A 14,302-nucleotide genomic window follows, 5' to 3' on the forward strand; every position below is an offset into this window, starting at 1 on the left:
ATGGCGGCTCTCGGTAAAGACGTGAAGGTGTTGGTCGTCGGTGCCGGCGCGATGGGCAGCGGCATTGCCCAAGTCGCGGCGCGCGCGGGCCACACCGTGTATCTCTACGACGGTCGCACGGAAGCGATCGCGGCCGGCTGCGCGGCAATCGAGAAGGATCTGAAATTCCTCGTGTCGAAGGGCAAGCTCGACGAGGCCGAGGCGGAGGCGACGCTGGCGCGTGTGGTGCCGGTCGCGATACTGGCGGGCGCGGAAGACGCGGGCCTCGCGATCGAGGCGATCGTCGAGAACCTCGACGTGAAGCGCAAGCTCTTTGCCGAACTCGAAGGCCTGCTCGGCACGGAGGCGATTCTCGCGACCAATACCTCCGCGCTGTCGATCAATGCGATGGCGGCCGGGCTCGCGCGTCCCGGTCGCGTCGTCGGGATGCACTTCTTCAACCCGGCGCCGCGCATGGCGCTGGTCGAAATCGTGTCAGGGCTCAACACCGAGCGCGAGGTCGCCGACAGCCTGTACGCGACCGCGCGCGAGTGGGGCAAGATGCCGGTGCATGCGGCGTCGACGCCCGGCTTCATCGTCAATCGCGTCGCGCGTCCCTATTACGCCGAGGCGTTGCGCGTGCTCGCCGAGCACGAGGCGGAGCCCGCGACGCTGGACGCGATCCTGCGCGAAGGCTGCGGCTTCGCGATGGGCCCGTTCGAACTGATCGATTTGATCGGTCACGATATCAATTTCGCGGTCACGAAGTCGGTCTTCGAAGCCTACTTCTGCGACCGCCGTTACGCGCCGAGCCAGTTCCAGCAGGAACTCGTCGCCGCCGGGCGCCTCGGGCGCAAGACCGGGCGCGGCATCTATGAATACGGCGAGCTCGCCGCGAAGCCGGTGCCGCAGGACGAGCCGCCGCAGGACGGCGAATCGCGCATCACGGTGGTCGGGGACATCGGCGCCGCGGCGCCCTTGCTTGCGCGGCTGGAGGCCGCCGGCATCGAGGTGCGTCGCGAATCCGGCATGCATGGACGCCGCGGCTGGATGCAGATCGGTGCCGCGCGCGTCGCGCTGACCGATGGCCGCACCGCCACCTTCCGTGCGGTCGAGGAGCATTGCCCGAACCTCGTCCTCTTCGACCTCTGCCTGGATTATTCGACGAGCAGCCGCATCGGGCTCACGCGCGCCGACCAGTGCGGGCTCGGTGCGCTGCGAGCGGTCGCCGGCACCTTCCAGAAAGCCGGCTTCAAGGTCAGCGTGATCGACGACGTCGCCGGGCTGATCGCGCTGCGTACCGTCGCGATGCTCGCGAACGAGGCCGCCGACGCCGTGCTGCAGGGCGTGGCGAGCGCGCGCGACGTCGATACCGCGATGCGCTACGGCACGAACTACCCGAAGGGCGGGCCGCTCGCGTGGGCCGACATGCTCGGCGCGGGCTTCGTCGTCGATGTGCTCGCGAACCTGAAGGAGCACTACGGCGAGGAGCGTTACCGCGTGTCGCCGCTGCTACGCCGCAAGGCCTACAACGGCGAGGCGCTGTATGACTGAGGCCGGTTACCGCGACATGACGAACGGACTCGACCCGCAGACCGTCGCCGAGCGCGTGCGCGACGGCATGTCGGAGAACGACCGCGTGCTGCGCGCGAACGGCATCCGCTTCGAGGCGGTCGGCCCCGGCTACGCGAAGCTGACGATGACGGTGCGCGAGGAGATGCTGAACGGCTTCGCGATCTGCCACGGCGGCTTCATCACGGTGCTTGCCGACACGGCTTTCGCCTATGCGTGCAACAGCTACAACGAGCAGACCGTCGCCTCCGGCATCAGCCTCGATTTCATGGCGCCGGGCCGCCCCGGCGACCTGCTGTGTGCTGAGGCGAAGGAGGTGTTCGCCGCGGGACGCACCGGCGTGTACGACATCAGCGTCACGAACCAGAAGGGAGAGCTGATCGCGGTGATGCGCGGCAAGTCCTACCGGCTGAAGGGCCGGGCGGTCGTCGAGCTGTGAAAGGAATATGCGGACAGGAATTGTGAATAGGTTTTGACGCGGATCATCCGGAGTGTGGCGGCAGCGTCGCGATAATTCCGGATCCATAAAACGAAATCCGCGCGAACCGGAAAACTTGGAGGAGATGGCAATGCCCGTAAGAACCCCGCCGCCAGCCGATCTGGAGCCGATCGAAAAGGCCAGCCAGGACGAACTGCGCGCGCTGCAGCTGGAACGACTGAAGTGGAGCGTACGCCACGCGTACGAGAACGTGCCGCACTACCGCCAGAGCTTCGACGCGAAGGGCGTGCATCCGGACGACCTGAAGACGCTCGAAGACCTCGCGAAGTTTCCCTTCACCGCGAAGAGCGACCTGCGCGACAACTACCCCTTCGGGATGTTCGCGGTGCCGCGCGAGAAGGTGGCGCGCGTGCATGCGTCGTCCGGCACGACCGGCAAGCCGACGGTGGTCGGCTACACGCTGAAAGACATCGACACCTGGGCGACGGTGGTCGCGCGCTCGATCCGCGCCGCTGGCGGCCGGCCCGGCGACATGGTGCACGTGTCCTACGGCTACGGCCTCTTCACCGGTGGCCTGGGCGCGCACTACGGCGCCGAGAAGCTCGGTTGTACTGTGGTGCCGATGTCCGGCGGCCAGACCGAGAAGCAGATCCAGGTGATCCAGGACTTCAAGCCGGACATCATCATGGTGACGCCTTCCTACATGCTGACCGTGCTAGACGAGATGGAGCGCATGGGCATCGACCCGCACTCCACGTCGCTCAAGATCGGCATCTTCGGCGCCGAGCCCTGGACCCAGGGCATGCGCGAGGCGGTGGAAGCGCGCGCAGGGATCGATGCGGTAGACATCTATGGCCTTTCCGAAGTGATGGGCCCGGGCGTCGCCAGCGAGTGCGTCGAGACCAAGGACGGGCCGGTGATCTGGGAGGACCACTTCTATCCCGAGATCATCGATCCGCGCACCGGCGAAGTGCTGCCGGACGGCTCCGAAGGCGAGCTGGTGTTCACCTCGCTGACGAAGGAAGCGATGCCGGTGATCCGTTACCGCACGCGCGACCTCACGCGCCTCTTGCCGCCGACCGCGCGCAGCATGCGCCGCATGGCGAAGATCACCGGCCGTTCGGACGACATGCTGATCATCCGCGGCGTGAATCTCTTCCCGACGCAAATCGAGGAGCTGATCTGCCACATGCCCAAGCTCGCGCCGCAGTACCTGCTGGAGGTCGACAAGGACGGGCACATGGACACGTTGACGGTGAAGGTCGAGGTGAACCCGGAAGCCAACGTCGGCCGCCATCCCGAGCAGAAGGAGGCGCTCGCGAAGGAGCTCGCGCACCGGATCAAGACGCATATCGGCGTGTCGTCGAAGGTCATCGTCGGCGAGCCGTTCTCGATCGAGCGCGTCACCGTCGGAAAAGCCAAGCGCGTCATCGACCGCCGGCCCAAATAAGAAAGCGCCATAAGGAGCAATCGCAATGTACACACAAGCTCTGGACATTCCCCAGCAGACCACCGAAGCGAAAGGTCCGCGCGTCGTCGAGAACCCCGACTACCAGGCCGAGTTCGACGCGAAGATCGACGCCGGCGGCTACATCGAGCCGAAGGACTGGATGCCCGAGGCCTACCGCAAGACGCTCGTGCGCCAGATCAGCCAGCACGCGCATTCCGAGATCGTCGGCATGCTGCCCGAAGGCAACTGGATCACGCGTGCGCCGACGCTGAAGCGCAAGGCGATCCTGCTCGCGAAGGTGCAGGACGAGGGCGGCCATGGCCTCTATCTCTACGCCGCGGCCGAGACGCTGGGCGTGTCGCGTGACGAGTTGCTCGAAGCGCTGCACACCGGCAAGGCGAAATACAGCTCGATCTTCAACTACCCGACGCTGACCTGGGCCGACATCGGCGTGATCGGCTGGCTCGTCGACGGCGCCGCGATCATGAACCAGATCCCGCTGTGCAAGTGCAGTTACGGCCCCTACGCCCGCGCGATGGTGCGCATCTGCAAGGAGGAATCCTTCCACCAGCGCCAGGGCTACGACCTGCTGCTGACGATGATGAAGGGCACCGAAGCACAGCGCGAGATGGTGCAGGACGCGGTCAATCGCTGGTGGTGGCCGTCGATCATGATGTTCGGCCCGCACGACAAGGATTCCGTGCATTCGGGGCAGAGCTCGCGCTGGGGCATCAAGCGCATCTCGAACGACGACCTGCGCCAGAAGTTCGTCGACGCGACCGTCGAGCAGGCGAAGGTGCTCGGCGTGACGCTGCCCGACCCGGACCTGAAGTGGAACGAGTCGCGCGGCCATTTTGATTACGGCGCGATCGACTGGGACGAGTTCTGGAACGTCGTCAATGGTCACGGCCAGGGCAACGTCGACCGCCTCGCCGCGCGTGTGGAAGCGTGGGAAGACGGCGCCTGGGTGCGCGAGGCCGCGCTCGAGCACGAGCGCAAGCGTGCCGCACGCGAGCATCAGGCCGCCTGAACGGAATATCCCGAACACACCGATAGAAAGGGCGGCTCCGGCCAGCCCTCAAGAGAGGAGAAGAGACATGGAACGCAAGGAATGGCCGCTGTGGGAAGTCTTCGTACGCAGCAAGAACGGCCTTGATCACAAGCACTGCGGCAGCGTGCACGCGCCCGACGCGAAGCTCGCGCTGCAGGTCGCGCGCGACGTCTACACCCGTCGCCAGGAAGGCGTGAGCATCTGGGTCGTGCAGGCCGACCACATCGTCGCCTCCGACCCGGACGCGAAGCCCGAGCTGTTCGATCCGGCCGAGGACAAGATCTACCGTCACCCGACCTTCTACCAGCTGCCCGACGAAGTGAACCACATGTGAGAGGGCCGCAAAGATGACTCAGACCCCCAACACTGCTCACATCGAGTACGTCACCCGCATCGGCGACAACGCGCTGATCCTCGGCCAGCGCATGTCCGAATGGTGCGGCCACGCGCCGGTCCTGGAAGAGGACATGGCGCTCGCGAACATGTCGCTCGACCTGATCGGCCAGGCCCGCATGCTGCTCACGCACGCCGGGAAGCTCGAAGACCAGGGGCGCGACGAAGACCAGCTCGCCTTCCTGCGCACCGAGATGCACTACCGCAACCTGACGCTGTGCGAGCTGCCGAACGCGGACTTCGGCCGCACGATGGTGCGCAACTTCCTCTTCGCGAGCTTCCAGGTGCTGCTGTGGGAACGCCTGCTGGCGTCCTCCGACAGCGAACTCGCCGCGATCGCCGCGAAGAGCCTCAAGGAAGCGCGCTACCACGCCCAGCACGCCGGCGATTGGGTCGTGCGCCTGGGCGACGGCACGGCCGAATCGCACGAGCGCACGCAGGCCGCGCTCGACTACCTGTGGCCCTACACCGCCGAGTTCTTCGCCGCGAATCCGACCGACGAGGCGATTGCAGCCGCCGGCATCGGCCCCGCGTGGAGTGAGCTCGAGGCGGCGTGGGAAGCGGCGGTCGTGCCGGTCCTCAACGAGGCGACGCTGACCGTGCCGGCGCGCACGCCGTTCAAGTCCTACGGCAAGTTCGGCCGCCACAGCGAGCATCTGGGGCACCTGCTGTCCGAGATGCAGTACCTGCAGCGCACCTATCCGGGCGCCCAGTGGTAATGCGGCGATGATCACCGAAACCCAGGCCTGGGAGGTCCTCCACGCCGTGCCCGATCCCGAGATCCCGGTGATCTCGGTGACCGAGCTCGGCATCGTGCGCGAAGTCCTTGCGCGCGAGGGCGGCCTGCACGTCGTCGTCACGCCGACGTATTCCGGCTGCCCTGCGACTGAGGTCATCTCGCAGAGCATCCACGACGCGCTGGTCGCCGCCGGTGCGGGCGAGGTTTCCGTCGAGACGCGCCTCGCGCCCGCCTGGACCACCGACTGGATCACCGAGCCGGCGAAGGAAAAGCTCCGCGCCTACGGCATCGCGCCTCCGGGCGGCGATGCTCCTGTGGGCGGTGCTCAGCCGATCCGCTTCGTGCCCCGAAAACTCGCCTGCCCGCGCTGCGGTTCGACCGACACGGTGCGCCTGTCGCAATTCGGTTCGACCGCCTGCAAGGCGCTGTACCGCTGCCAGAGCTGTCTCGAGCCGTTCGAGTACTTCAAGCCCATTTAAGAACCGAATCGCCGACAGAAGCGATCGAGGAGACAAAGACATGACGACGACGCACAGAACGCCGAAGTTCCACCCCCTGAAAGTCGCCGAGGTGCGGCGGGAGACGCCCGAGGCGGTGAGCCTGCGCTTCGAGATCCCGGCCGCGCTCGCCGAGGACTACCGCTTCGAGCAGGGCCAGCATCTGAACCTGAAGGTGTCGGTCAATGGCGAGGAGCTGCGCCGGTCGTACTCGATCTGCTCCGGCGTCGATGACGACGAGCTGTGCGTCGCGATCAAGAAGATCAACGGCGGCGTGTTCTCGACCTGGGCCAACGACGGCGGCATCAAGGCCGGCGACGTACTGGAGATCATGACGCCGGAAGGGCGCTTCCATACGCCGCTCGACCCCGCGCAGGCGAAGCACTACGTGGCGTTTGCCGCCGGCAGCGGCATCACGCCGATCCTGTCGCTGATCAAGACCACGCTGCGCGCCGAGCCGAAGAGCCGCTTCACGCTCGTCTACAGCAACCGGCGCCAGGCGAGCGTGATGTTCGCCGAGACGCTCGAAGACCTGAAGAACCGCTACATGTCGCGCTTCACGCTGTACAACCTGTTCTCGCGCGAGGAGCAGGAAGTGCCGCTCTTCAACGGGCGGCTGGACGGCGAACGCGTGCGCATGTTCCTCGACACGCTGATCCCGGTGGATACCATCGACGAAGCCTTCATCTGCGGCCCCGGCGGCATGATCGACGAAGTCGAGGCCGCCTTGCTCGGCGCCGGCGTCTCGCCGGATCACGTTCACCTCGAACGCTTCGGCGTGCCGGCCACGGCTCCCGAGCACCACGTCGAGCCGGGCGACGCGACGCAGGCGAGGGTCACCGTGATCGCCGACGGGCTCAAGCGCGAGATGGAGTTCCGTGCAGAGGATCCGTCCATCCTCGATGTCGCGCTGCGCGCCGGCATGGATCTGCCGTATTCGTGCAAGGGCGGCGTGTGCTGCACCTGCCGCGCGAAACTGCTTGAGGGCAAGGTCCGCATGGACAAGAATTTCACCCTCGAACAGCCGGACATCGATGCCGGCTACATCCTCACCTGCCAGTCGCATCCGCTCACCGATCGCGTCGTCATTTCTTTCGACGAGCGCTGAGCGGCGCACGGCAAACACACGATATACGGAACCGGGCATGGCACGCGGCAAATCGGCCAATTTCGAACAGCAGCGCGGCGCGATCCTCGCGGCGGCGGCGGGACTCTTCGCGCAGAAGGGCTTCCACAACGCCTCGATGGCCGAACTGGCGAAGGCTTGCGGCATCTCCAAGCCGCTCGCGTATCACTACTACCGCGACAAGGAACATATCCTGTTCGACATCGCCGACAGCTACATCGACGAGCTGCTGGCGATCGTCGCGGAGGTCGAGGCGCGCAAGCTGGACCCGGCCGCGCATTTCTCGGCGCTGATCACGCGTTTCATGGACGAATACGAGCACTCGCAGGACCAGCACATGGTGCTCGTACAGGACGTGAAGTTCCTGCAGCAGGAGCAGTCGGCCCATATCAACGACAAGCAGCGCCGCGTCGTCGCGGCCTTCGCCGACGCGCTGGTGCGCATCGAGCCCAGCCTCAAGCGGCGCAAGCTCGACAAGGCGGTCACGATGATCCTGTTCGGGATGATCAACTGGACCTTCACCTGGCTGCGCGCCGACGGGCCGCTGACCTTCCGCGACATGGCGCCGATCGTCACGCAGATCTTCCTGAACGGCGTGCGCGGGCTGATGAGTTCCGACGTCGAGAAGGGCAAGGACGGCGGCAAGGGCAGGGCGCTCGCGGAGAGTCCGCCCGGCTGAGCACGTCGTTGGGTTCCGCTGACCGAATTACACCGAAAAAAGAGACGAGGAGACAGGTAGCGTGAGTTCAAGAGAAGTGTTCATCTGCGACGGCATCCGTACCCCCATCGGGCGCTATGCCGGCGCGCTGTCGGCCGTGCGTACGGACGATCTGGCCGCATTGCCGATCAAGACGCTGATGGCGAGGAACGCCGGTGTCGATTGGGAAGCGGTCGACGACGTCTACTACGGCTGCGCCAACCAGGCCGGCGAAGACAACCGCAACGTCGCGCACATGGCGGGCTTGCTCGCGGGCCTGCCGGTCGCCGTGCCGGGCGGCACGATCAACCGCCTGTGCGGCTCGGGCATGGATGCGGTCGGGACTGCAGCGCGGGCGATCGCCGCGGGCGAAGCGGAGCTGATGATCGCCGGCGGCGTCGAGAGCATGAGTCGCGCTCCCTTCGTCCTCGCCAAGGCCGACTCCGCTTTCTCCCGCAGCGCGAAGATCGAGGACACGACGATCGGCTGGCGCTTCGTGAATCCCTTGATGAAGGCGCAATACGGCATCGACTCGATGCCTGAAACTGCCGAGAACGTCGCCGTGCAGTTCGGCGTCTCGCGTGCCGACCAGGACGCCTTCGCGCTGCGCAGCCAGCAGCGCTATGCGGCCGCCGCCGAGCGCGGCTTTTTCGCCGGGGAGCTCGTGCCGGTCGAGATTGCGCAGAAGAAGGGCGAGCCGCTGCGCGTCACCGCGGACGAGCATCCGCGCGCGACTTCGCTCGAGGCGCTCGCGAAGCTCAAGGGCGTCGTGCGCCCGGACGGCTCGGTCACCGCCGGCAACGCGTCCGGCACCAACGACGGCTCCGTCGCGCTCCTCCTCGCGTCGGCGGCCGCCGCGTCCCGCCACGGACTCACGCCCCGCGGCCGCGTGCTCGGCATGGCGACCGTCGGCGTCGAGCCACGCATCATGGGCATCGGCCCTGCGCCGGCGTCGCAGAAACTCCTCGCCCGGCTCGGCCTGCGCCTCGACCAGATGGACGTCATCGAGCTCAACGAGGCCTTCGCCGCGCAGTCGCTGGCGGTGCTGCGCATGCTCGGCCTGCCCGACGACGCCCCGCAGGTGAACGCGAACGGGGGCGCGATCGCGCTCGGCCATCCGCTCGGCGCCTCGGGTGCGCGGCTCGTGTTGACCGCGCTGCGCCAGCTCGAAGCCACCGGCGGCCGTTACGCCCTGTGCACGATGTGCATCGGCGTCGGGCAGGGGATCGCGATGGTGATCGAACGCGTGTCGAACGGCACGAAGTAGTGATTCAGATCAATATGTTTGACTTGCAATAATTGTATCATAAGCAATAATTCGCATAGCGCGGCCGCGGCTTCCCTCAGGTCCGGTCGTACATAAACGAGAGGAGGAGACACATCATGAAGCGACGCATTTCCCTCATGGCGGCCATTGGACTCGCCTTCGCCGCTGCCGCGCACGCCGAGATCAATGTCGGTGTGATCGTGTCGGCGACCGGCCCGGCCGCCTCGCTGGGCATCCCGGAGAAGAACACCATCGGGCTCCTGCCGACGACGATCGCCGGCGAGAAGATCAACTACATCGTCCTCGACGACGCCTCCGACACGACCTCGGCGGTCAAGAACATCCGCAAGCTGATCTCCGAGGACAAGGTCGACGTCATCCTCGGCTCGACGATCACGCCGAACTCGCTGGCGATGATCGACGTCGCAGCCGAATCGGCGACGCCGATGATCTCGATGGCGGCCTCCGCCCGCATCGTTGACCCCGTCGACGACAAGAAGCGCTGGGTCTTCAAGACGCCGCAGAACGACGCGCAAATGTCGACCGCGATCGTCGAGCACATGACCAACAACGGGGTGAAGAACGTCGCCTTCATCGGCTTCTCCGACGCTTACGGCGAAGGCTGGTACGAACAGTTCTCGTCGGTGGCCGAGGCGCGCAAGCTCAAGGTCGTCGCCAACGAGCGCTTCTCCCGCACCGACACCTCAGTGACCGGCCAGGTCCTCAAGATCATGGCGGCGAGGCCCGACGCGGTGCTGATCGCCGGTTCCGGCACGCCGGCCGCGCTGCCGCAGAAGGCGCTGAAGGAGCGCGGCTTCACCGGCAAGATCTACCAGACCCACGGCGTCGCCAACAACGACTTCCTGCGCGTGTGCGGCAAGGACTGTGAGGGCACCTTCCTGCCCGCCGGCCCGGTGCTCGTCGCCGACCAGTTGCCCGACAGCAATCCGGTCAAGAAGAGCGCGCTCGACTACATCAACAAGTACGAGGCGGCGCACGGCAAGGGCAGCGTATCGACCTTCGGCGCGCACGGCTGGGACAGCGGCGTGCTGCTCGCCGCCGCGGTGCCGTCGGCGCTGAAGAAGGCCAAGCCGGGCACGAAGGAATTCCGTGTCGCGCTGCGCGACTCGCTCGAAGGCCTGAAGGAAGTGCCGGCCGCGCACGGCATCTTCAGCATGACTCCGACGGACCACCTGGGCCTCGACCAGCGCGCGCGCGTGATGGTGCAGGTCCAGAACGGCGCCTGGAAGCTGGTGAAATGAGTAGCCGGATGAGGGCGCTCGCATGACTCGCCGAACCGCCCGCCGGGGTCATCCGGCGTGAGCTCGAACCGCGACGGCCAGGGACGGATGTCCCGCGCCGCGCGGGGTTCCATCCATTGCTGTAACGTCGGAACGGCCTTCGGACCGCGCCGATAGCGGAGTTCGTCCATGGATTTCCAGATAGCGCTGTTGCTCGCGCAGGACGGCATCACCAACGGTGCGATTTATGCGTTGCTCGCGCTCGCGCTGGTGCTGGTGTTCGCCGTCACGCGAGTGATCTTCATCCCGCAGGGGGAGTTCGTCGCTTATGGCGCGCTGACCCTCGTCATGATCCAGGCCGGCACCGTGCCGGCGACACTGTGGCTGCTCGCCGGCGCCGGCGTGCTCGCCGCCATCGCCGACGCGCGCGGTGCGCTGCATAGCGGCCAGCGCGGACGGCTTGCGGCGGTCCTCGCGTGGAACGTCGGCTACCCCGGCGTGCTCGCGGCGCTGCTCTATGCGCTGCCGCTCGCGACGCTGCCGATGGCGGGCCAGGTGCTGCTCGCGTTGCTGGTGGTCGTGCCGCTGGGGCCGCTGATGTACCGGCTGATCTACCAGCCGATCGCCGCGGCGCCGGTGCTGATCCTCTTGATCGTGTCGGTCGCCGTACACGTCGGCATGGTCGGCCTGGGGCTCTTGTTCTTCGGCGCCGAAGGCTCGCGCACGCCCCCCTTCTCCGAGGCGCGCCTCGAAGTCGGTCCGATGATGATCACCGGACAGATGCTGTGGGTGATCGTCGCCTCCATCGTGCTGATCGTCGCGCTCTACCAGTTCTTCGGCCGCACGATCTACGGCAAGGCGCTGCGCGCGACCGCGATGAACCGCAACGGCGCCCGCCTGATGGGCATCTCGCCCGCGCTCGCGGGGCGCCTCACCTTCCTGCTCGCCGCGCTGATCGGCGCGCTCTCCGGCGTGCTGATCGCACCGATCACGACCGTCTATTACGACACCGGCTTCCTGATCGGCCTCAAGGGCTTCGTCGCCGCGATCATCGGCGGGCTCGCGAGCTACCCGATCGCCGCCGCCGGCGCCGTGCTCGTCGGCCTGCTGGAGGCCTTCAGCTCCTTCTGGGCCAGCGCCTACAAGGAAGTCATCGTGTTCACGCTGATCATCCCGGTGCTCTTGTGGCGCTCGCTCACCAGCCACCACGTGGAGGAAGAGGAATGAAACCACGTACCGTACTGGGCATCTTCCTCGCCCTGCTGCTGGTGGCGCCGCTCGTGATGCCGCCGTTCTACGTCACGCTGCTCAACTACATCGGCCTCTACGCGCTCGTCGCCCTCGGCCTCGTGCTGCTCACCGGCGTCGGCGGCCTCACGAGCTTCGGCCAGGCCGCCTTCGTGGGCCTCGGCGCCTACACCACCGCCGTGCTGACGACCGCCACCGAGCTCCCCGGCTGGCTCGCGTGGGCGGGCGGCTCGCCGTGGCTCGCGCTCGTCGTCGGCCTCGTGTTCACCGCGACCGTCGCACTGGTGCTCGGGTCGATGACGCTGCGCCTGTCGGGGCACTACCTGCCGCTCGGCACCATCGCCTGGGGCATCAGCCTGTACTTCCTCTTCGGCACGCTCGAATCGCTGGGCGGCCACACGGGCCTCACCGGCGTGCCGCCGATCTCGATCTTCGGCTACGCGCTCACCGACGGCAGCCAGATCTACTACCTGATCTGGGCCTTCCTGCTGTCGGCGGTGCTCACGACGCAGAACCTGCTCGACTCGCGCGAAGGCCGGGCGATCCGTGCGCTCAAGGGCGGCATGGTGATGGCCGAGGCGATGGGCGTGAACACCTCGCGCTCGCGCATGGTGATCTTCATCATCGCCGCGCTGCACGCCTGTGCCTCGGGCTGGCTGTACGCGCACATGCAGCGCTTCGTGAACCCGACCCCCTTCGGCCTGCACATCGGCATCGAGTACCTCTTCATGGCGGTCGTCGGCGGCGCCGGCCAAGTGTGGGGGGCGCTCCTCGGCGCGGGTGTGATCACGATCGCCAAGCAGTGGCTGCAGGACATCCTGCCGAAGATCCTCGGCCAGAGCGGCAACTTCGAAGTGATCTTCTTCGGCCTGATGATGGTCGTGATCCTGCAGCGCGCGCGCGAAGGCCTGTGGCCGCTCGTCGCCCGCCTCGTGCCGGTGCGGGCGGTGCGCCGCAAGCTCGACGCCGCCGCCGAGCCCCTGCCGCGCAAGGCCCAGCCGGCGCGCGGCGACGTGATCCTCGAAGCGAAGGAGGTCACCCGCAGGTTCGGCGGTCTCGTCGCCAACAACAACATGAGCCTCACGGTGAAGGCCGGCGAGATCCTCGCGCTGATCGGCCCCAACGGCGCCGGCAAGAGCACGATGTTCAACCAGATCTCGGGCGTCGACACCCCGACCTCGGGCGAAGTGCTCTTCCTCGGCAAGTCCGTCGCCGGCCACGGCTCGCGCGAGATCGCCCGCATGGGCATGAGCCGCACCTTCCAGCACGTGAAGCTCCTGCCGGCGATGAGCGTGCTCGAGAACGTCGCGATCGGCGCCCACTTGCGGGGCGGCAAGGGCGTATTCCCGGCCGCGTGGCGGATGGACCGCGCCGAGGAGGCGCGCCTGCTGAACGAGGCCGCGCGCCAGATCGAACGCGTGGGTCTCGCCGAACACATGTTCGAACCCGCCGGCAGCCTTGCGCTCGGCCAGCAGCGCATCCTCGAAATTGCCCGCGCGCTCGCCGCCGACCCCTGCCTGCTGCTGCTCGACGAGCCGGCCGCGGGGCTGCGTTTCAAGGAGAAGCAGGCGCTCGCCGAACTGCTGAAGAAGCTCCGTGGCGAAGGCATGGGGATTCTGCTGGTCGAGCACGACATGGACTTCGTGATGGGACTCGTCGATCGCATCGTCGTGATGGAGTTCGGCCAGAAGATCGCCGAAGGCCTGCCCGAGGAAGTGCAGCAGAACCCGGCGGTGCTGGAAGCCTATCTCGGAGGTGTGGAATGAACGGCATGAGCGTGGAGATGCAGGCGATTGGCTCGGCTGTCGACACGGCACCCGGTGCGGTGCGCACGGTGCTCGAAGTGCGCGACCTGTGCGTCGCCTACGGCAAGGTCGAGGCGCTGTCGAACGCCAACCTGCGCGTCGGCGAAGGTCAGATCGTCACGGTGATCGGCCCCAACGGCGCGGGCAAGACGACGATGCTGTCGGCGATCATGGGCCTCCTCGAATCGCGCGGACAAGTCACCTTCGACGGCGAAGTCGAGCTCGTCCCGCGCGTCGAGCGCATGGTCGCCCGCGGCATGAACCTCGTCCCGGAAAAGCGCGAACTCTTCAGTGAGATGAGCGTCGAGGACAACCTGCTGCTGGGCGCCTTCCAGCGCTACCGCATGGGCAAGCGCGACCACGCCGAGACGATGGCCGAGGTCTATCAGCTCTTCCCGCGTCTGCAGGAACGCCGCACCCAGATGGCCGGCACGCTCTCGGGCGGCGAGCGCCAGATGCTCGCGGTGGGCCGCGCGCTGATGGCGAAGCCGAAGCTCCTGATGCTCGACGAGCCAAGCCTCGGCCTCGCCCCGCTGATCGTGCGCGAGATCTTCCGCATCATCAGCGAGCTGCGTCGCCGCGGCGTGTCGATCCTGCTCGTCGAGCAGAACGCACGCGCCGCGCTGCAGGTCGCCGACTACGCCTACGTGCTCGAGACCGGCGAGATCGCGATGGAAGGCCCCGCCAAGCAGCTCGCCGACGACCCGCGCGTGATCGAGGCCTACCTCGGCCTCGGCGGCAAGCATCAGGACAAGCTCGCGCGGTGAGCAAAGGGCCGGCGGAACGCCGGCCCACGCA

At 67.0% G+C, this 14,302-nt stretch carries 13 protein-coding genes and 1 pseudogene; all 14 read left to right on the plus strand.

Annotation, left to right across the window (positions count from 1 at the left end; genetic code table 11):
- Entirely contained in the window at window positions 1-1,533 is a 1,533-nt protein-coding gene (gene paaH / locus AZKH_RS02030; RefSeq protein WP_015434065.1) for a 3-hydroxyacyl-CoA dehydrogenase PaaH, read from the plus strand.
- The gene (gene paaI, locus AZKH_RS02035) at window positions 1,526-1,990 is read left to right on the plus strand and encodes a hydroxyphenylacetyl-CoA thioesterase PaaI (protein ID WP_015434066.1); all 465 of its coding nucleotides are present in this window, start codon (window positions 1,526-1,528) and stop codon (window positions 1,988-1,990) included. Before paaH ends, paaI begins: the two co-directional genes overlap by 8 nt.
- 130 nt (window positions 1,991-2,120) lie before the next feature.
- Entirely contained in the window at window positions 2,121-3,440 is a 1,320-nt protein-coding gene (gene paaK / locus AZKH_RS02040) for a phenylacetate--CoA ligase PaaK (RefSeq protein ID WP_015434067.1), read from the plus strand.
- A 25-nt stretch (window positions 3,441-3,465) separates the two neighbouring features.
- Window positions 3,466-4,470, plus strand: coding sequence for a 1,2-phenylacetyl-CoA epoxidase subunit PaaA (gene paaA / locus AZKH_RS02045; RefSeq protein ID WP_015434068.1), 1,005 nt, complete (start codon window positions 3,466-3,468; stop codon window positions 4,468-4,470).
- Window positions 4,471-4,537: 67 nt separating this feature from the next.
- The gene (paaB, locus tag AZKH_RS02050; RefSeq protein WP_015434069.1) at window positions 4,538-4,825 is read left to right on the plus strand and encodes a 1,2-phenylacetyl-CoA epoxidase subunit PaaB; all 288 of its coding nucleotides are present in this window, start codon (window positions 4,538-4,540) and stop codon (window positions 4,823-4,825) included.
- 10 nt (window positions 4,826-4,835) lie between these two features.
- Window positions 4,836-5,603, plus strand: a pseudogene (gene paaC / locus AZKH_RS02055) (1,2-phenylacetyl-CoA epoxidase subunit PaaC); the annotation flags it as partial.
- 7 nt (window positions 5,604-5,610) lie between these two features.
- Window positions 5,611-6,102: a 1,2-phenylacetyl-CoA epoxidase subunit PaaD gene (gene paaD / locus AZKH_RS02060; RefSeq protein ID WP_015434071.1), complete on the plus strand. Its 492-nt coding sequence runs from the start codon at window positions 5,611-5,613 to the stop codon at window positions 6,100-6,102.
- Between the two features lie 40 nt (window positions 6,103-6,142).
- A complete protein-coding gene (gene paaE, locus AZKH_RS02065; protein WP_015434072.1) occupies window positions 6,143-7,228 on the plus strand; it encodes a 1,2-phenylacetyl-CoA epoxidase subunit PaaE in 1,086 nt (361 codons plus the stop codon).
- A 37-nt stretch (window positions 7,229-7,265) separates the two neighbouring features.
- Window positions 7,266-7,925 carry a TetR/AcrR family transcriptional regulator gene (locus AZKH_RS02070; protein ID WP_015434073.1) on the plus strand — a complete coding sequence of 220 codons (660 nt, stop codon included), beginning with the start codon at window positions 7,266-7,268 and terminating at the stop codon, window positions 7,923-7,925.
- A 61-nt stretch (window positions 7,926-7,986) separates the two neighbouring features.
- Window positions 7,987-9,210 (plus strand): 3-oxoadipyl-CoA thiolase, encoded by a 1,224-nt coding sequence (pcaF, locus tag AZKH_RS02075; RefSeq protein WP_015434074.1) that lies wholly within the window; start codon window positions 7,987-7,989, stop codon window positions 9,208-9,210.
- A gap of 116 nt (window positions 9,211-9,326) precedes the next feature.
- Window positions 9,327-10,472, plus strand: a complete 1,146-nt coding sequence (locus tag AZKH_RS02080; protein WP_015434075.1) for an ABC transporter substrate-binding protein — start codon at window positions 9,327-9,329, stop codon at window positions 10,470-10,472.
- Window positions 10,473-10,640: 168 nt separating this feature from the next.
- Window positions 10,641-11,678: a branched-chain amino acid ABC transporter permease gene (locus AZKH_RS02085; RefSeq protein WP_015434076.1), complete on the plus strand. Its 1,038-nt coding sequence runs from the start codon at window positions 10,641-10,643 to the stop codon at window positions 11,676-11,678.
- Window positions 11,675-13,465 (plus strand): ATP-binding cassette domain-containing protein, encoded by a 1,791-nt coding sequence (locus AZKH_RS02090; protein ID WP_015434077.1) that lies wholly within the window; start codon window positions 11,675-11,677, stop codon window positions 13,463-13,465. The genes AZKH_RS02085 and AZKH_RS02090 overlap by 4 nt, the downstream gene beginning before the upstream one ends.
- On the plus strand, window positions 13,462-14,271 hold the full coding sequence (locus AZKH_RS02095) for an ABC transporter ATP-binding protein (protein ID WP_015434078.1): 810 nt from the start codon (window positions 13,462-13,464) through the stop codon (window positions 14,269-14,271). The genes AZKH_RS02090 and AZKH_RS02095 overlap by 4 nt, the downstream gene beginning before the upstream one ends.
- The last annotated feature ends 31 nt before the right edge of the window (window positions 14,272-14,302 follow it).

The sequence above is a fragment of the Azoarcus sp. KH32C genome (assembly GCF_000349945.1).
Classification (GTDB): domain Bacteria; phylum Pseudomonadota; class Gammaproteobacteria; order Burkholderiales; family Rhodocyclaceae; genus Aromatoleum.

What these genes read in the sequence shown, in the direction of transcription:
- paaH (WP_015434065.1), top strand. Translation starts at nt 1, where the DNA reads ATGGCGGCTCTCGGTAAAGACGTGAAGGTGTTGGTCGTCGGTGCCGGC.
- paaI (WP_015434066.1), top strand. Translation starts at nt 1,526, where the DNA reads ATGACTGAGGCCGGTTACCGCGACATGACGAACGGACTCGACCCGCAG.
- paaK (WP_015434067.1), top strand. Translation starts at nt 2,121, where the DNA reads ATGCCCGTAAGAACCCCGCCGCCAGCCGATCTGGAGCCGATCGAAAAG.
- paaA (WP_015434068.1), top strand. Translation starts at nt 3,466, where the DNA reads ATGTACACACAAGCTCTGGACATTCCCCAGCAGACCACCGAAGCGAAA.
- paaB (WP_015434069.1), top strand. Translation starts at nt 4,538, where the DNA reads ATGGAACGCAAGGAATGGCCGCTGTGGGAAGTCTTCGTACGCAGCAAG.
- paaD (WP_015434071.1), top strand. Translation starts at nt 5,611, where the DNA reads ATGATCACCGAAACCCAGGCCTGGGAGGTCCTCCACGCCGTGCCCGAT.
- paaE (WP_015434072.1), top strand. Translation starts at nt 6,143, where the DNA reads ATGACGACGACGCACAGAACGCCGAAGTTCCACCCCCTGAAAGTCGCC.
- AZKH_RS02070 (WP_015434073.1), top strand. Translation starts at nt 7,266, where the DNA reads ATGGCACGCGGCAAATCGGCCAATTTCGAACAGCAGCGCGGCGCGATC.
- AZKH_RS02080 (WP_015434075.1), top strand. Translation starts at nt 9,327, where the DNA reads ATGAAGCGACGCATTTCCCTCATGGCGGCCATTGGACTCGCCTTCGCC.
- AZKH_RS02085 (WP_015434076.1), top strand. Translation starts at nt 10,641, where the DNA reads ATGGATTTCCAGATAGCGCTGTTGCTCGCGCAGGACGGCATCACCAAC.
- AZKH_RS02090 (WP_015434077.1), top strand. Translation starts at nt 11,675, where the DNA reads ATGAAACCACGTACCGTACTGGGCATCTTCCTCGCCCTGCTGCTGGTG.
- AZKH_RS02095 (WP_015434078.1), top strand. Translation starts at nt 13,462, where the DNA reads ATGAACGGCATGAGCGTGGAGATGCAGGCGATTGGCTCGGCTGTCGAC.